The following is a 17,276-nucleotide window of genomic DNA, read 5'->3' as shown; positions in this document are numbered from 1 at the left end:
ATAACTAACAAAAATGAATAACACTTTACACCATATCCATGGCAACTTTCTCAGCCTTATTAAAAACAAGAGCACCTGCTATAAGCACTAAAAACATAATGAAGATACTATACACGATCATTGCAACAGATACTGCGGAGCTATTTCCTCCTATCCAGATATACCGAAAACATTCTACGATACTTGTCATAGGGTTAAGTCCAATAAGCAAATGATACTTCTCAGGTATCTTAGATAATGGGTAAATAATAGGTGTTGCAAACATCAGTAAGCGCATACTTACAGTCACAAGTTTGCTTAAATCTCTGTATTTGTTTGTAATAGACGCAAGCAACATACCTAACCCCAGCCCTATTAAACTTGTTAATAGCGCCAGAAAAGGAGTAAAAATGATTAACCAGGTAATGCGAATATCTATCCCTTTTATCAGGTAAATAATGATTATAACAATAAACAGTATTAACTGCATTCCAAACGCAATTAGGGAGTTAACAGCAACATTGATAGGAACAATAAGACGTGGAAAATATACCTTACCAAAAATCCCTGCATTGGCATTAAAAGTTGATGCGGTACTTAACAATGTATTAGAGAACAGTGTCCATAAAGCTATACCCGGAAGATAAAATAAGATACGGGGCATGCCATTGGTCGACATCTTGAATATAGAGCCAAAAATAAAGGCATACGTTAATGTGGTGGCAAGAGGTTCTGCTAGGTGCCATAACGGACCCAAAACAGTTTGTTTATAGGCTCCTACAAAATCACGTCTGACAAACTGTGCCAATAGATCCCGGTATCTCCACAACTCTTGTAAATCAATATCCCATACACTGGGTTTAGCTTTTATTTCAATATCCCACTGTTCGGGTTCTTCTGAATGACTGGTTGATGTACTACTTTGTGACATATGCACGATAACTACTTATATGGGTATTTGAACGACAAACAAATGAAAAAGTTTTTGTTCACACAATAACTCTCACTATAGTACAATAAATCAGTATATTTATTATACAGTACTATTATAATTCTTAAACCAGCTTCGGATTTTCATCTGAATCACTCCAAAAATAGCTTCCCGAAATATCCGGATTGACATCTTGGATTGTCCTTTGGCACGGTCTGTAAAAATAATGGGTACTTCCTTGATTTTAAAACCATATTTCCAGGTTGAAAACTTCATTTCTATCTGAAACGCATAGCCTACAAATCGGATCTTATTCAGATTAATGGTTTCAAGTACTTTCCGGTGATAACATTTAAAGCCGGCTGTTGCATCCCGAATGGGCATTCCAGTAATAAACTGTACATACTTACCTGCACAATAAGACATAAGTACACGACTCATTGGCCAGTTAACTACATTGACACCTGTAATATAGCGTGAACCTATGGCAAGGTCATAGCCGTCTTCCGCACAAACCTGATACAGTCTTAACAAATCTTGAGGATTATGAGAAAAGTCGGCATCCATCTCAAAAATATACTGGTAACCATGCCGGAGCGCATAACCAAAACCATGTATATAAGCTGTTCCCAATCCTAACTTACCTTGTCTTTGTTCCATTAATAACCGACCAGGAAACTCCTCCTGAAGTTCTTTTACCTTTTGTGCTGTGCCATCCGGAGACCCATCATCTACAATCAGAATATGAAACAAAACAGGGAGAACAAATACTGCCCTGATGATTTCTTCAATATTTTCAATCTCGTTATAGGTTGGGATAACAACAATGCACTCTTTCACTGAGAACAAAGAATCAATAGTTATAAGATAGCCAAGTTGCAAATCTAATCTATTTCCCTAACAACGCCTACTTTCTTCCTAAAAAACAATATCTACAAAAAGGTGAAAGTGTAATTGAAAGAGAAATACACAGCTAGGTTTTCAAGCAGGCAATACTGAAAGTAAACAAACAAAACCGATGGAGGGCAAAAAAAATACCTGCATTCTTTCGATATTTCATACATCAGGCTTTTACAGGCATACTTTTGGTTGTGTTATTAATCTGTTACTTAAAAAAGATTTTTTATATCTTTTTAGAATTTTAAATCACAAAAACAAAGTGTGTTGGCTCCAATAATTAGTATTTAAATACAAAATACCTGTTCCGGAAATCATTGTAGTAGATTTATTGCATTTAGCGTGCAGAAAAAACTCTAATATCTTACATCTGATATGCTAACGATAATTAAGTAAGTATCTTTGACATACTTTTTTGGAAGCCTTGGAAAGTGTCATATAAATAATGATAGTATGATACTGTAAAATTGAACAAAAGGCATACTCAAACCAACCAAAAGCTAGGGAATAATGCATCTTATTTACTATCCACAAAAGAACACATTTGTTCTTTTTAATGATTTTACTTTTGTTGGGATTCCAGAGGAGAAGAAATTCTGGCACTTTTTGCGCAAGATGCCTAAAAATCTTTTAGAGATTCTGCAAGAGATAGGCTTCAATGTTACCAAACCGATGGAAGGGACGAATTTTTTTGACGAAAAAAAAGGGTTATTTCGTACAACTGTAAATCTGAATGTCTATGATCCGGTGAGACAATTGCATATATCCGGCACAGGAAAGACATGGATTGATGCATTGAATGATCTGGTCGTTAAACTGAATGCATCTGCCAATGCGGCACATGCTTCCTGAATAAAATTAAATTCAGGAAATAATAGGGGATAGTAAACTAACTTGTTTGCTATGCACAGTAAATTGAATAGTGCTTCCACAAACAAGGGCATGGTTTTCAGCGTCGTGTCCAGTTGGAAAGCCAAAACATACCGGATAGTTATATTCTTTTACTGCATCCCATATGATCTCATTGACCTCTTTACCGAAAGGTTTATCATTGTCTTTCATTGCTGTAAAGTGTCCAACAATTAATCCAGCCAGATTTCGTAATTTACCTGCCCGTTTCAGTTGTATCATCATACGATCAATATGATAAAGATACTCATCTATATCTTCAAGAAAGAGAATTTTTCCAGCTGTATCTACATCTGATGCTGTACCAATACAACTAACCATCAGAGACAGATTTCCCCCAATAAGCTGTCCATTAGCTGTACCTTTGCGTTTGGCAATCAATGGGTACTCTCTTATATCTGTCTTATCCAGCCCTAATGCACTCTTCAGAGTCTGTAGTGATTGTGCCGAATCACGGGTGAAGAGTAATGGCATGGTAGCATGGATGCTTTGTATACCCAGATTGTGAATGTGTAGGTGTAGGGCTGTAATGTCACTATACCCTATGATCCATTTCGGATGTTGCTGAAATTTATTAAAGTCCAGATTATCAATAATTCGTGTAGTCCCATATCCTCCCCGTATACAAAAAATCGCCTTGATCTCTGGGTCGTCCAACATCTTTTGCAGGTCTTGTGTACGTTGCTTATCTGTTCCTGCAAATTGGAAATGTTCTGCAAATGCGTACTTGCCAATGACAACTTTTAATCCCCAGCTTTTAAGTATCTCAATAGCTGGCAGTACATTTTCACGGGATACTGTTTTAGCAGGAGAAACCAGAGCAACTTTGCTTCCTTTTTGTAAATAGGGCGGTTGAATCATATCCAAATCATCTGTCCTTGTGTAGTTGTTACCAGGAACATGTGTAAAATATTTTTTTGATTACCAGATTGTTTATCTTCTTTCTTTGTATACTGCCCTACTATCTTTCCAAAGGAGCCATTGAAATAAGATTGTGCAAAAAACGTAAAATTTCAGTTGCACGGAAAGGGTTTTTGCCGTAATTTTCAGATTTTGCGACGCATTTGCCCTAACCAATTATGAACGTTTCGACTTCCGAACCTTTTCAAATTGTCTACTCCATCTATCAACACGAATATTTAGGCTATCTATTCGAAAGTTTTGTCGTACAGCTAAATGAAAAAGGAACCCTTACACTTAAATGTCAGAATATTTCTTCAAAAAATGCAGACGAGTTTTCAGCAGGACTTGACGAAACCGATTTTCAACTGATCGAATGGACAGATTCTCTTCAACAGGATGTGATCTATCGAAAATTCAATAATAAGAAAATCAGTATTACCGATTTCTTCCTTAAAACCTATGACTCTAAGAAGGGAGACAAAGATCTGCAGCAAGCTATTGAAGGATATGTAGACTCTCAAAAGTCAAAGATTCTCGAAAGGCTAACAGACAGACAGGTTTTTATCATGGGTAGTGATGGTAATCCCACCTGGAAACAGCTGGACTTACTTCCTGAAAAAGCAACTGTACTGTTTCACTTTCGCCGAAATGAAACGGAAACAGTCTATTTCCCTACCATCAAATATGCAGGTGAGAAAGTGAACTTTCAGTTTCAGAATGCGTTCATTGTGTGTGATGAACCTGCCTGGATGGTACTCAATGACAAACTGTACAGTTTTGCGAAAGAAGTAGATGGTAAAAAACTACGTCCTTTCCTGAACCGAAGTAATATCATTATTCCCAAAAGTGTAGAGGAAACCTATTATCAAAAGTTTGTAGCCCCTCTTATTGCTTCTTTTGATGTCTATGCAAAAGGATTTGAGATTCAATCTGAAGGCTATGCACCTAAGCCCTTGCTATTGCTTACTGAATTTCATACTGCCAAACAAACCGCTCTTTCGCTTTTTGATGAGGGAAGCAATGTAGCTGTAGCAGAAGAAGAGGATGGCGAAAGCCAGATTTTGTTTGATCTGTCATTCCGGTATGGTCATGCTACGTTTAAAGCTTCTGAAACAGGAGCACCTGTAAGTGTAAGTCTGGAGAAAAGTAATGGTTCGTATATTTTTCACAGGATTCGCAGAAAGCCTCAACTGGAAACAGAGAATATTGAGTTTCTAAAGAGAACAGGACTTGAATTGAAACATGGCCGGGTGTTATTACCTAAAGCTGAAGCTTTTACCTGGTTGCATGAATATAGTGAATTGATAAAAGAATCTGGTTTTGAACTGCAACAAAGTTCAAACAATGGTAAAAAATACTTTATAGGAAACAGTAGTATCAATGTACAGATCAATGAAAACCGTGACTGGTTTGATATCTACGCTACTGTACGGTTTGGAGACTACGAGATGCCGTTTATAAAGCTTCGGAATCTGATTCTACGTAAAAAGCGAGAATTTACATTGCCCAATGGCGAAATTGCGGTGATCCCAGAAGTATGGCTTACTCAGTATTCAGAGTTGATTGCTTTTTCAGAGAATCATGATGGCGGTGATACCGTAAGTATTCGTAAACATCATCTGGCTTTGGTTGCCGAACTGAATCGTGAAAATCTGGCTCAGGTAACCATCAGCAATAAGCTGGAACAGTTGCGAACATTTGAACATCTGGAAGATCAACCCATGCCTCAAGGGTTTGTAGGAGAGCTTCGTCCTTATCAGAAGGCAGGGTATAACTGGATGCATTTCCTGAAGAAATATGGATTTGGCGGATGTCTGGCTGATGATATGGGTTTAGGAAAAACCAGTCAGGCATTGGCAATGTTACAATCTCAGAAGGAAAGTAACCCAGATCAGCCTTCACTGGTTATTGTACCTACTTCGCTGGTTTACAACTGGGAACTGGAAGCTAAGAAGTTTACGCCTGACTTGAGAGTGTTTACTTACATTGGTACACAACGTGATAAAAATGTAGAGCAGTTCAATAACTATGATGTGATCATTACTTCGTATGGTATAGTACGTATTGATATTGAGCAGCTTAAAAAATATTTCTTCAACTATGTGATTCTGGATGAGTCACAAGCCATTAAAAATCCTGGGAGCAATGTAGCCAAAGCCGTACGTGAGCTGCATTGCCGGCACCGCCTGGTATTGACAGGGACGCCTATAGAAAATAGTACGCTGGATTTATGGTCACAGATGTCATTTGTTAATCCAGGTCTATTGGGTAATGAGCAATTCTTCCGGAATGAATTTCTGACTCCGATAGAAAAGAGAAATGATGACCAGAAGTTACGACGATTACATGCGATAATTCGTCCGTTTGTTTTACGCAGACACAAGTCTCAGGTGGCTAAGGATCTGCCAGAGAAAATAGAACATATTCAGTACTGTAAGATGGAACCTGACCAGGAGGAAGCGTATGAAGAAGCTAAATCTTATTTCCGGAATAAAATTCTGGAGAATATAGATGAAAAAGCAATGGCTAAGTCCCAGTTATTATTAATCCAGGGACTTACCAAGTTGCGTCAGATTGCCAATCACCCCAAAATGGTTGATCCCAGCTATGCAGGTAGCTCAGGTAAATTGCAGGATGTACTTCATCGCCTTGAGACAGGTATTAGTGAAAATCATAAGATTTTAATATTTAGTCAGTTTGTAAAACATCTGAATATTATCAGGCATCATCTGGATAAAAAAGACATCACCTACGCATATCTGGATGGTCAAACCAAAGATCGTCGTGGACAGGTAGAGCTGTTTCAGGAGAGTGAGGATATTCCGGTCTTTTTGATTTCACTTAAAGCTGGTGGGCTAGGACTTAATCTTACAGCAGCTGATTATGTATTCATATTAGATCCTTGGTGGAATCCTGCTATTGAGGCTCAGGCAGTTGACAGAGCACACCGAATAGGACAGCAGCAAACGGTATTTACCTATAAGTTTATTACCAAAAATACAGTTGAGGAGAAAATACTGGCTCTGCAGCAACACAAGATGCGTCTGGCAGGTGATCTGATCACAACTGAGGAATCCTTTGTAAAGTCGCTTTCTAAAGAAGATATTCTGACATTACTTGATTAATTCATCCACTTTTCCATTCTAATCAGAGTTCTGATGAAATGCTATATTTTATCAGAACTCTGGTTCATCAAAAGCCAGGTAAAAGAGAGCCATATTCTTTTACCTGGCTTTTGATATATGCGGTCAGTTATGCACAAACTATTTTTTCCTAAAAGCAATCCAGTTGGTTCCGTCAATGGATGAATTGCGGTTTATTCCAATCACAAAAAGTTTTGCAGTGAATAAACCGCAGAATAATTTTGATCGGAATTCACCGCAAGTTGCGTTTTAACTGGAACTCTGGTTACTTTTTATTTTAACTGGAGTTCCGGTTGGCTCTCTGTGCAACCGGAACTCCAATTGTTCACAGGTTTCAACCTGTATGCAGGTAATTTTCTGTGTTGACCTGTTCGCAAGTTGACGACTCATGTATGATCTCGTTAACTGGATTGCAGGTTCTGGCTTACTGGCGACTTGTTTGCAGGTTGCCCAGACCGTTGCTATCCGTCTAGTCTGGTTTATTCGACATCTGTAGTGGCGCACCCACGTCTCTTATCGTGTCCTATCAATGCTGTCAAGGTAAGAAAACCACTCACACTACCTCATCTGTCCTTCTGGAAGAATCTCGTGGCAAGACTGGCGGCTTTTCCGACTGGAGTAAATTCTTTCTCTCCAAAACCAAAGAGGGCTCTATTTGTCACAAGATTCTTTCAGAAGGACAATAAAGAAATATGAAAAAAAGAGATACACTCCCTTACCTTGACAGCATTGAGCGGATGCTGCGTTGGTGGGTAAAACCCTGTTTGTGTACAATCACACATCTGAACTTAACTCAATTTGTACCAACGCAACGGACGTTGCTTTCAATCTAGGTCCGAACGGATGTTCGAACCAGTGCTCTCTCTTTAAATCCTTCATTTCTGGAAAAGTTATGGAACACGATAAGACATATGGGTGTAACCCTACATCGGGGCGGAATACAGGCATTGTCCGGGTGTCGTTCGTAAAAACACACAATGAAGGGAACGCATTCTATCCGTGAAAATCTCTCCAATCCGTGTCATCCGTGATTCAGACTGTGATAAGCTATCAAATATAATTGACTTATCCTTAAAACAGAGGAGTGAGGCATAGGATAAGGTATCCTAGCTCCGCTCGAAAATTGTACTTTCCCAACTTGAACCACCGGTTTTTTAGCTCATTTTTTAGTTCACAACCGGACTAAAAACGAGCTAAAAATCCAATCAAAAAATTTGCACTTTTCAAATTAAATAAAAAACCTTAAATAGTATAAAAATTTATAAATCAACATATTACCAAATAAAATACAGGCTTACTAATTATACTATACCTTAGAATACAGTTTTTAGTTCACTGGCACTCCCTTATCTATAAGGGAGTGCCAGTGAACTAAAAACATTTCTAGAGTATTTTTACAAGATAAAAGAACTACAAATGCATCAAAATGAAAAATAAAAAAAGCTGAAGAGAACACTATACTCACTACTACTCTAAAAGATACTAAAGAACGGGCTATGAGAATCCATAGCCCGCTAAACTATCCTTTCACAGTGAAAATGGGTTTTGTCTCAGCAACTTGCCGAACTATACCAGCTTCCAGTTGTGTATCTATAACCGGACGTACAGGTTTAAACGCAAAAGGGGCTTCTTTTTTCAATTCATCGTGCCATTTCTGGAGTATATCCCGCCTGGATTTGATTTCTGTACTCTCCGGATCAATAGGTGTAATGATATGAAACTCTTCCAGAAACTTTGCAAAGGCAGCCTCATCGTATTTCATAGATTCGCCACGCGATAGACTACGCCCTGCACCATGACTGGCACTAAAATTACTTTGCTCATTGCCACATCCTGCCAGAATAAACGATGAGGTTCCCATAGACCCGGGAATCAATGCAGGTTCTCCTGTCCATGCAAAGGGTGTGTTTTGTAGCTGTTCTGCACCTCGTGCCGGACACGCTCCTTTACGATGCAGGAACCATTCTTCGCCAGCGGTTTCCTGTTGCCATACCATGTTATGGCCTGAATCATACAGCAAACGAAAGTCCGTCTCTCCGAAAAACTCTGAAAACACTTTCTGCATCATCAGTCCCAGAAACAGCCGATTGGCAAAAGCAAAGTTGGCTGCGTTGTATAAACCCATAAAGAAGTTCTCCACAAAACCTGCATACTTCTCAGATATAGGCAAGGGCAAAATTCCGTTATCAGGTTTTCGCAATCCTGTTGGATACAGGTCTGTAAGATAGTCCTTAAAAGCCATCGCTGTTGGATAACCAATGCTAACAGAACCAGTATGAATCATCACCACAACAGCATCTTTCTTAAGCCCCCATTCATAGGCAATAGCACCCTCTGTAATATCAGCCACACGTTGAACTTCTACAAAGTGATTGCCACCTCCAATAGAGCCTAATTGTGCATCGTAGGAGGTATAGTCAATACTTGTATAATTCTCCAGACCATTGAAAATACCGCCAGCCTGCAAAGACCCCCGATCTATTACCCGTTGCAGATCGGTTTCTTGCTGTAGTGCATTATACTGGCGCCACAATCCCTTGCCTGCTGTTTCGTGACTGGTTTCCCATAAGCCCTGTAAGCCGTGTTGAAGCAAGGCTTTCTTCTGGCGGGGTGTAATCGGCAACTCACGACCTCCCTGAAAGTATACATGACGGATTCGCTTTGTCATCTCTTTCAGCTTAGAACGAACCTGGTCTTCCGACAGATCTGTTACATATAACCGCATGCCACAATTAATATCCTTGCCAATAGCCTGAGGCAGAATAAACCCTTTTGTAGTAATTGTTGTTCCGATAGGTATACCCGATCCTTTATGGAAATCAGGTGTAATAGCAACCCGACCAATACCAATATCTGACGTACCGAAGAAATCGGGATCAGTGTGTTGTATCTGTTCAAGGGTATGCTGCAATTCAAGAAAACCCAGCAATTCCTCAATGGCTGAGTTTTCAACTTTTACCTGTTCATTGGCAAATAGATGCACCGGAATACCGTAGGCATTGCCAATAACAGATTCAAATGAAGAAATTCGCTTCATCAAAAATCAAAATCTTAGTAAACTTGTATAAAAGAAAATTCGTGCAAGTCTGAAAAGACTCACAACTCCTGATGTGGAGTTTGAATAAGAGGAATCTGGTGCCTGGCACCGATGGTAAAGCAGCCGCCTTTCTGAAAGGCACTGCAAAGATAAGGGAAACGTTTTTAATTATAAAACATTCGGATACTTGAATATTATAGAACTTATTGAGCAAGGCGAAAGTAGTACACTGGAATTTAAGAGCACCATTGAAAATCCTGCCAAAATTGCCAAAACGTTAGTTGCATTTGCCAATACCGGGGGAGGAATACTACTGATAGGCGTAACAGATGATAAAAAAATATGTGGAATAAAATCTGAAGTAGAAATAATCGGCTTGCTGGAAGAGGCTTCAGATATGTATTGTCATCCGCCTATTCTTATTCGCTATGAGCTTATTCGCACAGACGGGAAGGAAATACTAGCCGTAACCATACCCGAAAGTGAAGACAAGCCTCATCTACTGAAAGAAAAAGATGGGGAAGAGACAGTATATGTACGCATGCACGATAAGAGTGTTCCTACAGGAAAACTAACAGCCCGTAACCTGGGAAGCTATGGGAATGGTGCAGATAAAACATTGATGCAATCTGGGAATGTGAAGAACCTATTGAAATACCTTTTTTCTAATGAATACATTACAGCCAAACGGTATGCAAAGCTAATCAACATTTCAGAGCGTAGAGCTACCCGACTGTTGATGGAATTGTCCAGCCATCAGATTGTGTTGCCAGTTGAGAGAGACAAAGATGTAGTCTATACATTATCATCCAGAAATCTTTCCGGAAAAGTGTAACATGCCTTATTTACAAAGGCATGTTACAGCTTTACCCCTAGTTTCTGTATTTTTTGCCTACTCCAAAGGCATAACTCAGCAATATATTGATACTTGTATTGCGACGATCCGGAGCTGAAGAAACTTGAATAGGAGTCAGACTTTGCTGAAAGCGGAAGTCTGTTTGCACCCAGCGGGCTTTGGAAACCTTGAAGTTAAATCCTACACCTGCTAAAAATCCCAGGTCTGTACTAGCAAATGAACTTGTATTCTCTACATCAGGTTGGGTTACGCCGTTAAGTGTACGATCTTTCGCCTTAGCATTAAGCAAAAAAGCAATGCTTCCACCCAGAAAGATATTCGGGCGAACTTTTCCTTTCAGATTCATAAAATACCGGGCCACAATTGGTACATCAATGTAGTTGATCCGCTGGATAAACTTACTACCATTGTAGTCATATTTAGCCCCCTTTTGTGCAAATAAGATATCCCCAGAGATTCCAAAGTGGCTTATGTCGCTGTACATAACATACAAGCCACCTGTGAAACCAGGCAAAAAGCTATTGTTTGGCGCATCGCCCGTAATCTTTGAGATCGTGGCACCTAACCGAGGACCCACACTCCAACGCTGTTGAGCCTTCACGCCTGAAAAAGAAAGCAATAGAATAAAACAAGTACAGAAAAATAAAAAACGCTGCTTTGTCTGCATAAAATAGGTGTAAGTTGATAATAAAACGTGCAAAAATAGAATGAGATATCTACGTTTGAAAGGCTTTTTTGTTTTCGTCTTTCCGTACTTTTGTAGCCATTACTTATTTCCGGAGAGAACAATTAAACTTAACATTCTCTCTTTCAGATATATTTATTGACCATTTAGAATGCTGCAACCTATGAGTATACAACAAAAGCTAAAGGATAAGCTAAACCAACGGGAAGCCAGTGGCAGTTTGAGAAAGCTATCTGTTGCAGATAAAAACAAAATAGATTTTTGTTCAAACGACTATCTGGGTCTTGCCCGTAATCCAGCCTTACATCAACGTATTCAGGAAGCCTATACAAACGTTTCAGGTATTCACAATGGTGCCACAGGCTCCCGATTGATTTCCGGAAACTCTGAGCACCATCTCTCTCTGGAAAAAAAGCTTGCCAGCCTGTTTCTGTCTGAAAGTGCATTGCTATTCAACTCTGGCTATGCAGCCAATACGGCTATCCTTTCAGCAATTCCACAGAAAGGTGATACAATCATTTACGATGAATACATCCATGCCAGCCTAAAGGAAGGTGCCCGTCTGAGCTTTGCGAATCGGTTTGCGTTTCATCACAACGATCTTCATGATCTGGAACGAAAAATGCAAAAGGCAACAGGAGATATCTTTGTGGTAGCAGAATCAGTTTACTCTATGGACGGAGACTTTGCTCCTCTACTGAAATTGGTAACACTGTGTGAAAAATATGGGGCAAATCTAATCTGGGACGAAGCTCACACTACAGGCGTTTGGGGTAGGGGAGGGAATGGTATTGCTTGTATGGAGAATCTTCATAAAAGACTATTTGCAAGGGTCTATACCTTCGGCAAAGGACCAGGTGTACATGGAGGTTGTATCGCCGGATCAGAAGTCTTGATTCAATACCTGATTAACTTTGCCCGGCCACTGATTTATACAACTGCATTACCCCTGCATAGTCTGGTGTCTATTGAAGAGTCATTCCGCTTTCAACAAGATCATACAGATCTGCAAACTTCTTTGCATGAAAGAATTCAGTTTTTCCGAAAAACACTCACAGATCACCCTTCTCTGAAAACCCATTTTATTGATTCACAGAGTCCTATACAAGCAGTAAAAATTGGAGGGAATCAACGTACCCGAATGGTTGCCACTCAACTACAACATCTTGGTTTTGATGTACGTCCTATTCTGTCGCCTACTGTTAAAGAAGGTGAAGAACGATTACGTATCTGCCTACACCTGTATAATACAGAACAGGAAATAGAAGCATTAATAGAAGAACTATCAGCTGTTCTCCAGAATGTCCCTGTATCTGTTGAGAAGTAAGAATACAATCAACCCACTATGCATCCATCCAAACTATACTTTATTACAGCTATTGGTACAGATTCTGGCAAAACCCTGATCAGTGCCATAGTCACAGAGGCATTACAAGCCGATTACTGGAAACCCATTCAGGCTGGCTTTCCCCGTGATACAGAAAAAGTTCAGACACTGGTAAGTAATTCAGTGTCGCAGTTTCATAGTGAAGCCTATCTCTTACAACATCCTATGTCACCTCATGCCGCAGCCCAAAGGGAAGGAGTCAAAATAGATATTCACACATTGTCTCTACCCAATACGCATAATACACTGATCATTGAAGGAGCTGGGGGAGTGCTGGTACCTGTCAACCATCAACATTTTGTGATAGACATTGCCCAAAAATTTGAGGCAGAAGTTATTCTTGTAGCTAACATCTATCTGGGTAGCATAAACCATACACTACTCACTATCAACGAACTAAAACGCCGTAATATCCCTGTAAAAGGAATTATATTTAATGGTCCTGCCAATGAAGATTCCGAACAGTTTATATTGAACTACAGTCAATATCCGTTATTGTTGCATGTCTATCCGGAAGAACAGATCACTCCAGAAGTAGTACTCAGCTATGCACAACAATTGAAAAACTCCTTTATTGTGTAAGTAGTTGTCGAATATACTTTTACATTTTCTTCTCGGAACTATAACCCTTTTTTATTTTCTTACTCTCTGCCTTGATTGAGGCAGAAAGAATTACGTTATAATTATTGTATGAGTACGAGCATTGATAATCTGCCAGAAATAGATCAGAACGACTGGAAGACACGGGATCAGAAAGCCATCTGGCACCCATTTACTCCTCTTACCGATAGCCATAAAATAGTACCTCTCACAGGCGCCAAAGGCTGTTACTTACATCGTGCTGACGGACGGAAAATTCTGGATGCTATTGGCTCCTGGTGGGTAAATTTACATGGACACTCCAATGAATACATTGCAGAGAAAATAGCACAACAGGCACGTACGCTGGAACATGTGATCTTTGCAGGCTTTACCCATGAGCCAGCTATTACACTAGCAGAACGCTTACTGGAAATCCTGCCACAAAATATCTCAAAGATATTTTACTCAGATAATGGGAGTACAGCTACAGAAGTAGGCATGAAAATGGCCTTTCAGTACTGGCACAATCAGGGCATACAAAAACGACGCATCATTGCGTTTGAAGGAGCCTATCATGGGGATACCTTTGGAGCCATGTCAGTAGGGGAACGGAATACATTCACTACCCCGTTTCATCCATTCCTGTTTGAGGTTGAGTTTATTCCTTTTCCGGAAAATCCAAAAACCTATACAAAAGATCTCATTGAACATACACGTGTGCAGGAAGATGTTATCCATCGGTTTAAAACATTAGCTGAAAGTGGAGAAATTGCAGCGTTTATCTATGAACCCCTGATACAAGGTTCTGCAGGTATGTGTATGTGCTCTCCAGAAATACTGAATCAGTTATTAGGTATTGCGAAACAACATCAGATACTCTGTATTGCAGATGAAGTGATGACAGGATTTGGGCGTACTGGAAAGCTGTTCGCCTCTGACCATTGCGAAATTAAACCTGATATCATTTGTCTGTCTAAAGGTTTAACAGGAGGAACACTGCCATTGGGTGTAACGGCCTGTACCGATGAAGTACAACGCCCCTATCATACCAAAGATTTGCTGAAAACATTCTTCCACGGGCATTCCTTCACAGCTAACCCATTATCCTGTGTAGCAGCAAATGCCAGTCTGGATTTACTACTGTCTGTTAGTTGTCAGGAAGCAATTATCCGCATTGAACAAAGTCATGCTTCTTTTGCCAGGCATATAGCATCACATCCAGCGGTGCTGGACATCCGGCAAACAGGTATTGTGTTAGCGCTCGAAATCAGAACAAATGCGAAAACATCTTATTTTAACGAAGTACGCAACAGCCTATATGACTATTTTCTGGAACACGACATCTTACTCCGTCCAATGGGAAATGTTATTTACCTTATGACACCTTATATCATTACAGATGAAGAACTACAGGTAATTTATCAGGAGATTGAAAATTTGTTAAACAAAATGGTGGAAAACGAATGATTCAGAAACAGCTATATACAGGTTTATTATTTATATACACAATCCTATCTGTTCAGGGGCAGGAATTAGAGGCTCCTCTTCCTCAAAAACCATTTCGCTGGGAAGATTTCAGTGTGCAAAAACATTATACAACACTGAAAGTAAATCATAAAACGATTGATTCGGTACAAATATCCCCTATGCAATCCGGTCCAGACAAAGCAACGGTACGTCAAAGCTTTCAGAATGCCGTTCTATCTGGTCAGCCTCGTTTATATCCCTTTGAATATCAATACAATGTTGTATCTTCACCTGACAAGAAGCTGTATCTGGTGTATCGCTATGACTATAGCCAGCCACAATTACAAACCTCATTCAAAATACTGAATGCCAGTTTTTCGGTTCAGCAGAGCTTTTTGCTGCCTGTTGATAATGGAACTACTAGTCATGGGTATTGGATTGACAACAAAGGGGATGTCTATGCAGTCTATACAGAATCGGATGATGCCATTTATGTAATGCGCTACCAACCTCAAACTCAGTCATCAGATTTACTTGAGGTAGGAGCAGATGTAACAAGACGCAATCGGTTTGTGCTGATTCCAGAGTCAGATGGAACAGTATTTTTGGCAAACATTGCAGAAGATATGGAGCATAATTGGAAAGGAATTATGTTTACAACTTTCGATTTTAGGGACAAACGTATACAAAACCTGTTCTTCTTTCCAGCAGAAACGTTACAGGATAAATTAAGTAAAAAGTTATCAGATGGTCACTATGAAATTATTGACGCCAAGGTTTCTGGCTCCGAAAAAACTGTAGTACTTCAGAAAGTTGCTATTCAGGGTAATCGCTATGTATATGATCCATTTGCAGGTAATGACCCTATGCAGTGGATATCCCGAAAGCAGCAAGTACAGTATGGAGAAAAGATAACAGTAACCATTGGCTCTGAAAACAGGATACTTCAGAAGAAGGTAGAAGATGGATTTCTGACGAAAGAACGTTAGTTCATCTCAGAAACACCAGGTGCAGATAACAGGTAAAGACTGAAGTCATCCGGATTAAGGAATGTAATCTATCAAATGACTATATATTATGACTATTTTTTCTCGCTCTGCGTACCTTTCTTTTGCATTTATTCTTATTTCTCTTACCTGGATACATGCACAAACCAAACTTACAGACAAAGATGTTCAGGAGATTCAATCCAAAGCCAAGGGCAATATAACCGAACTGGAAAATCTAATGAACTTTGTCACCTTCAATGCAGCCAGTACCACTGAAATTCAGAGCGTGATTGAAAGATCTTATACAGCATCATCCAATAACCATCTCTTTTTTAATAGAAAGGTCGTGATTGAAGATGATCTTACTCCTGGCTTTAATAAAGACAATACAAAAGACCTGGAAGCCGATAAGTACCTGAACACATTGGATGTATATTATGAAAAAACATCTGAACCTTCTATTCACCTTACCAATGTGCAGGTTTCCAATGTCAAAAAGAAAGATTATCTGTATGTGAAAGTTGTCTTTGACAGCAAGTTTGACAGCAAATTCAAAAAATCGTCTGTTGCCTATACTACTAAACAACGCATGGCTGTTATTCGGGCAGATAAAATCGGTTATAGCTGGCAGACTCGTATCATTGGTATTACATTTTATGATCCATTCAAACCGATTACCTCTACCGAAAACGATGTAGTTGTAATCAACACCAACCCGTATGCAGATGAAAAACAACCGGATCTTTCATATGAGAAAGGAGAAATCAAACCAGCCTATACTACTGAACAAAGACCTTTCAATATAGGGGTTAAGGTAGGAGTTGCGTCTTCTGTGTGGGTGGGAGATGTGGGAAACAACTATGAGTTGGGGGGAAGGCTGGGAGGTGTTGCCGGTATTTATATGCGATATTACGGAAAGCGGTATAGCCACATAGGCTTAGGCATGGACATGTTATATGTAGCAAAAGGAGCAACTGTTACTACTCAATCGTCTGGTATAAAGACAGACTTCCAGCTTAACTATGTAGAAGTACCTGTGTTTGTCAACATTTTTATTCTGGGTAAAGATCGGTTCAAACCATATATAAACCTGGGTTATGCACCGGCATTCCTGCTTTCAGCTTCTTCTAAAAGAAGTAACGCCAGTGAAAGTCTTGATCAGACAGACTACTTTCAGAGCTACGATGGCAATGTGATTCTGGGTCTGGGCTTCGACTTTAAAGCTTCCAGACGCAATCGTATGACGGTTGACATGCGATTTGACCTGGGAACATCCAATATCCTCAACACCAAATACAGATTCTTATTTGTCAACGATAATCAGATTTCTCAGGGAGCCTTTTCTCTCAGTGTAGGTTATGCATTTGGATTGTAGAATCGTATACCTTTAATTCAAGGTAATAAAAGAAGCTGTGTGCTTTAAAATTAATTATTCTGAGGAACACAGCTTCTTTTATTGAACCACTTCCTATCTGAATCTGATAACACCTTCAGGTCTCTTGGAAATTTGT

13 protein-coding genes are annotated in these 17,276 nt (G+C 39.5%); 8 read left to right on the top strand and 5 right to left on the bottom strand.

Features of this window, described 5'->3' with window-relative positions; translation table 11 throughout:
* Positions 1-25 precede the first annotated feature (25 nt).
* The gene (locus tag QNI15_RS27530) at positions 26-910 is read right to left on the bottom strand and encodes an ABC transporter permease (protein ID WP_314034842.1); all 885 of its coding nucleotides are present in this window, start codon (positions 908-910) and stop codon (positions 26-28) included.
* Between the two features lie 102 nt (positions 911-1,012).
* The gene (locus QNI15_RS27525) at positions 1,013-1,750 is read right to left on the bottom strand and encodes a polyprenol monophosphomannose synthase (protein WP_314034840.1); all 738 of its coding nucleotides are present in this window, start codon (positions 1,748-1,750) and stop codon (positions 1,013-1,015) included.
* Between the two features lie 567 nt (positions 1,751-2,317).
* On the opposite strand from QNI15_RS27525, the gene QNI15_RS27520 reads away from it, so the two are divergent.
* Positions 2,318-2,659, top strand: a complete 342-nt coding sequence (locus QNI15_RS27520) for a hypothetical protein (protein ID WP_314034838.1) — start codon at positions 2,318-2,320, stop codon at positions 2,657-2,659.
* 12 nt (positions 2,660-2,671) lie between these two features.
* Here QNI15_RS27520 and QNI15_RS27515 read toward each other — a convergent pair whose 3' ends face one another.
* A complete protein-coding gene (locus QNI15_RS27515; RefSeq protein WP_314034836.1) occupies positions 2,672-3,577 on the bottom strand; it encodes a S66 peptidase family protein in 906 nt (301 codons plus the stop codon).
* Between the two features lie 218 nt (positions 3,578-3,795).
* Between QNI15_RS27515 and QNI15_RS27510 the strand changes: the two genes are divergently transcribed.
* Positions 3,796-6,744 carry a DEAD/DEAH box helicase gene (locus QNI15_RS27510; RefSeq protein WP_314034834.1) on the top strand — a complete coding sequence of 983 codons (2,949 nt, stop codon included), beginning with the start codon at positions 3,796-3,798 and terminating at the stop codon, positions 6,742-6,744.
* A 1,537-nt stretch (positions 6,745-8,281) separates the two neighbouring features.
* On the opposite strand, the gene QNI15_RS27505 is transcribed toward QNI15_RS27510, so the two are convergent.
* Positions 8,282-9,799, bottom strand: a complete 1,518-nt coding sequence (locus QNI15_RS27505; RefSeq protein ID WP_314034832.1) for an RtcB family protein — start codon at positions 9,797-9,799, stop codon at positions 8,282-8,284.
* Between the two features lie 187 nt (positions 9,800-9,986).
* Between QNI15_RS27505 and QNI15_RS27500 the strand changes: the two genes are divergently transcribed.
* Positions 9,987-10,634 (top strand): AlbA family DNA-binding domain-containing protein, encoded by a 648-nt coding sequence (locus tag QNI15_RS27500; protein ID WP_313980961.1) that lies wholly within the window; start codon positions 9,987-9,989, stop codon positions 10,632-10,634.
* Positions 10,635-10,671: 37 nt separating this feature from the next.
* On the opposite strand, the gene QNI15_RS27495 is transcribed toward QNI15_RS27500, so the two are convergent.
* The gene (locus QNI15_RS27495; protein ID WP_314034830.1) at positions 10,672-11,322 is read right to left on the bottom strand and encodes a porin family protein; all 651 of its coding nucleotides are present in this window, start codon (positions 11,320-11,322) and stop codon (positions 10,672-10,674) included.
* Positions 11,323-11,503: 181 nt separating this feature from the next.
* Here QNI15_RS27495 and QNI15_RS27490 point away from each other — a divergent pair, with 181 nt between their 5' ends.
* From QNI15_RS27490 to QNI15_RS27470, 5 genes are all read left to right on the top strand, one after another.
* Positions 11,504-12,667 (top strand): aminotransferase class I/II-fold pyridoxal phosphate-dependent enzyme, encoded by a 1,164-nt coding sequence (locus QNI15_RS27490; RefSeq protein ID WP_314034829.1) that lies wholly within the window; start codon positions 11,504-11,506, stop codon positions 12,665-12,667.
* A gap of 18 nt (positions 12,668-12,685) precedes the next feature.
* Positions 12,686-13,309, top strand: coding sequence for a dethiobiotin synthase (gene bioD, locus QNI15_RS27485; RefSeq protein ID WP_314034827.1), 624 nt, complete (start codon positions 12,686-12,688; stop codon positions 13,307-13,309).
* A gap of 108 nt (positions 13,310-13,417) precedes the next feature.
* On the top strand, positions 13,418-14,776 hold the full coding sequence (gene bioA / locus QNI15_RS27480) for an adenosylmethionine--8-amino-7-oxononanoate transaminase (protein ID WP_314034825.1): 1,359 nt from the start codon (positions 13,418-13,420) through the stop codon (positions 14,774-14,776).
* A complete protein-coding gene (locus QNI15_RS27475; protein ID WP_314034822.1) occupies positions 14,773-15,765 on the top strand; it encodes a hypothetical protein in 993 nt (330 codons plus the stop codon). The genes bioA and QNI15_RS27475 overlap by 4 nt, the downstream gene beginning before the upstream one ends.
* Before the next feature lie 88 nt (positions 15,766-15,853).
* Positions 15,854-17,140, top strand: coding sequence for a porin family protein (locus QNI15_RS27470; RefSeq protein WP_314034820.1), 1,287 nt, complete (start codon positions 15,854-15,856; stop codon positions 17,138-17,140).
* The last annotated feature ends 136 nt before the right edge of the window (positions 17,141-17,276 follow it).

The organism is Xanthocytophaga flava (genome assembly GCF_030068545.1).
Lineage (GTDB): Bacteria > Bacteroidota > Bacteroidia > Cytophagales > 172606-1 > Xanthocytophaga > Xanthocytophaga flava.
This window is presented reverse-complemented; position numbering and strand designations above follow the sequence as displayed.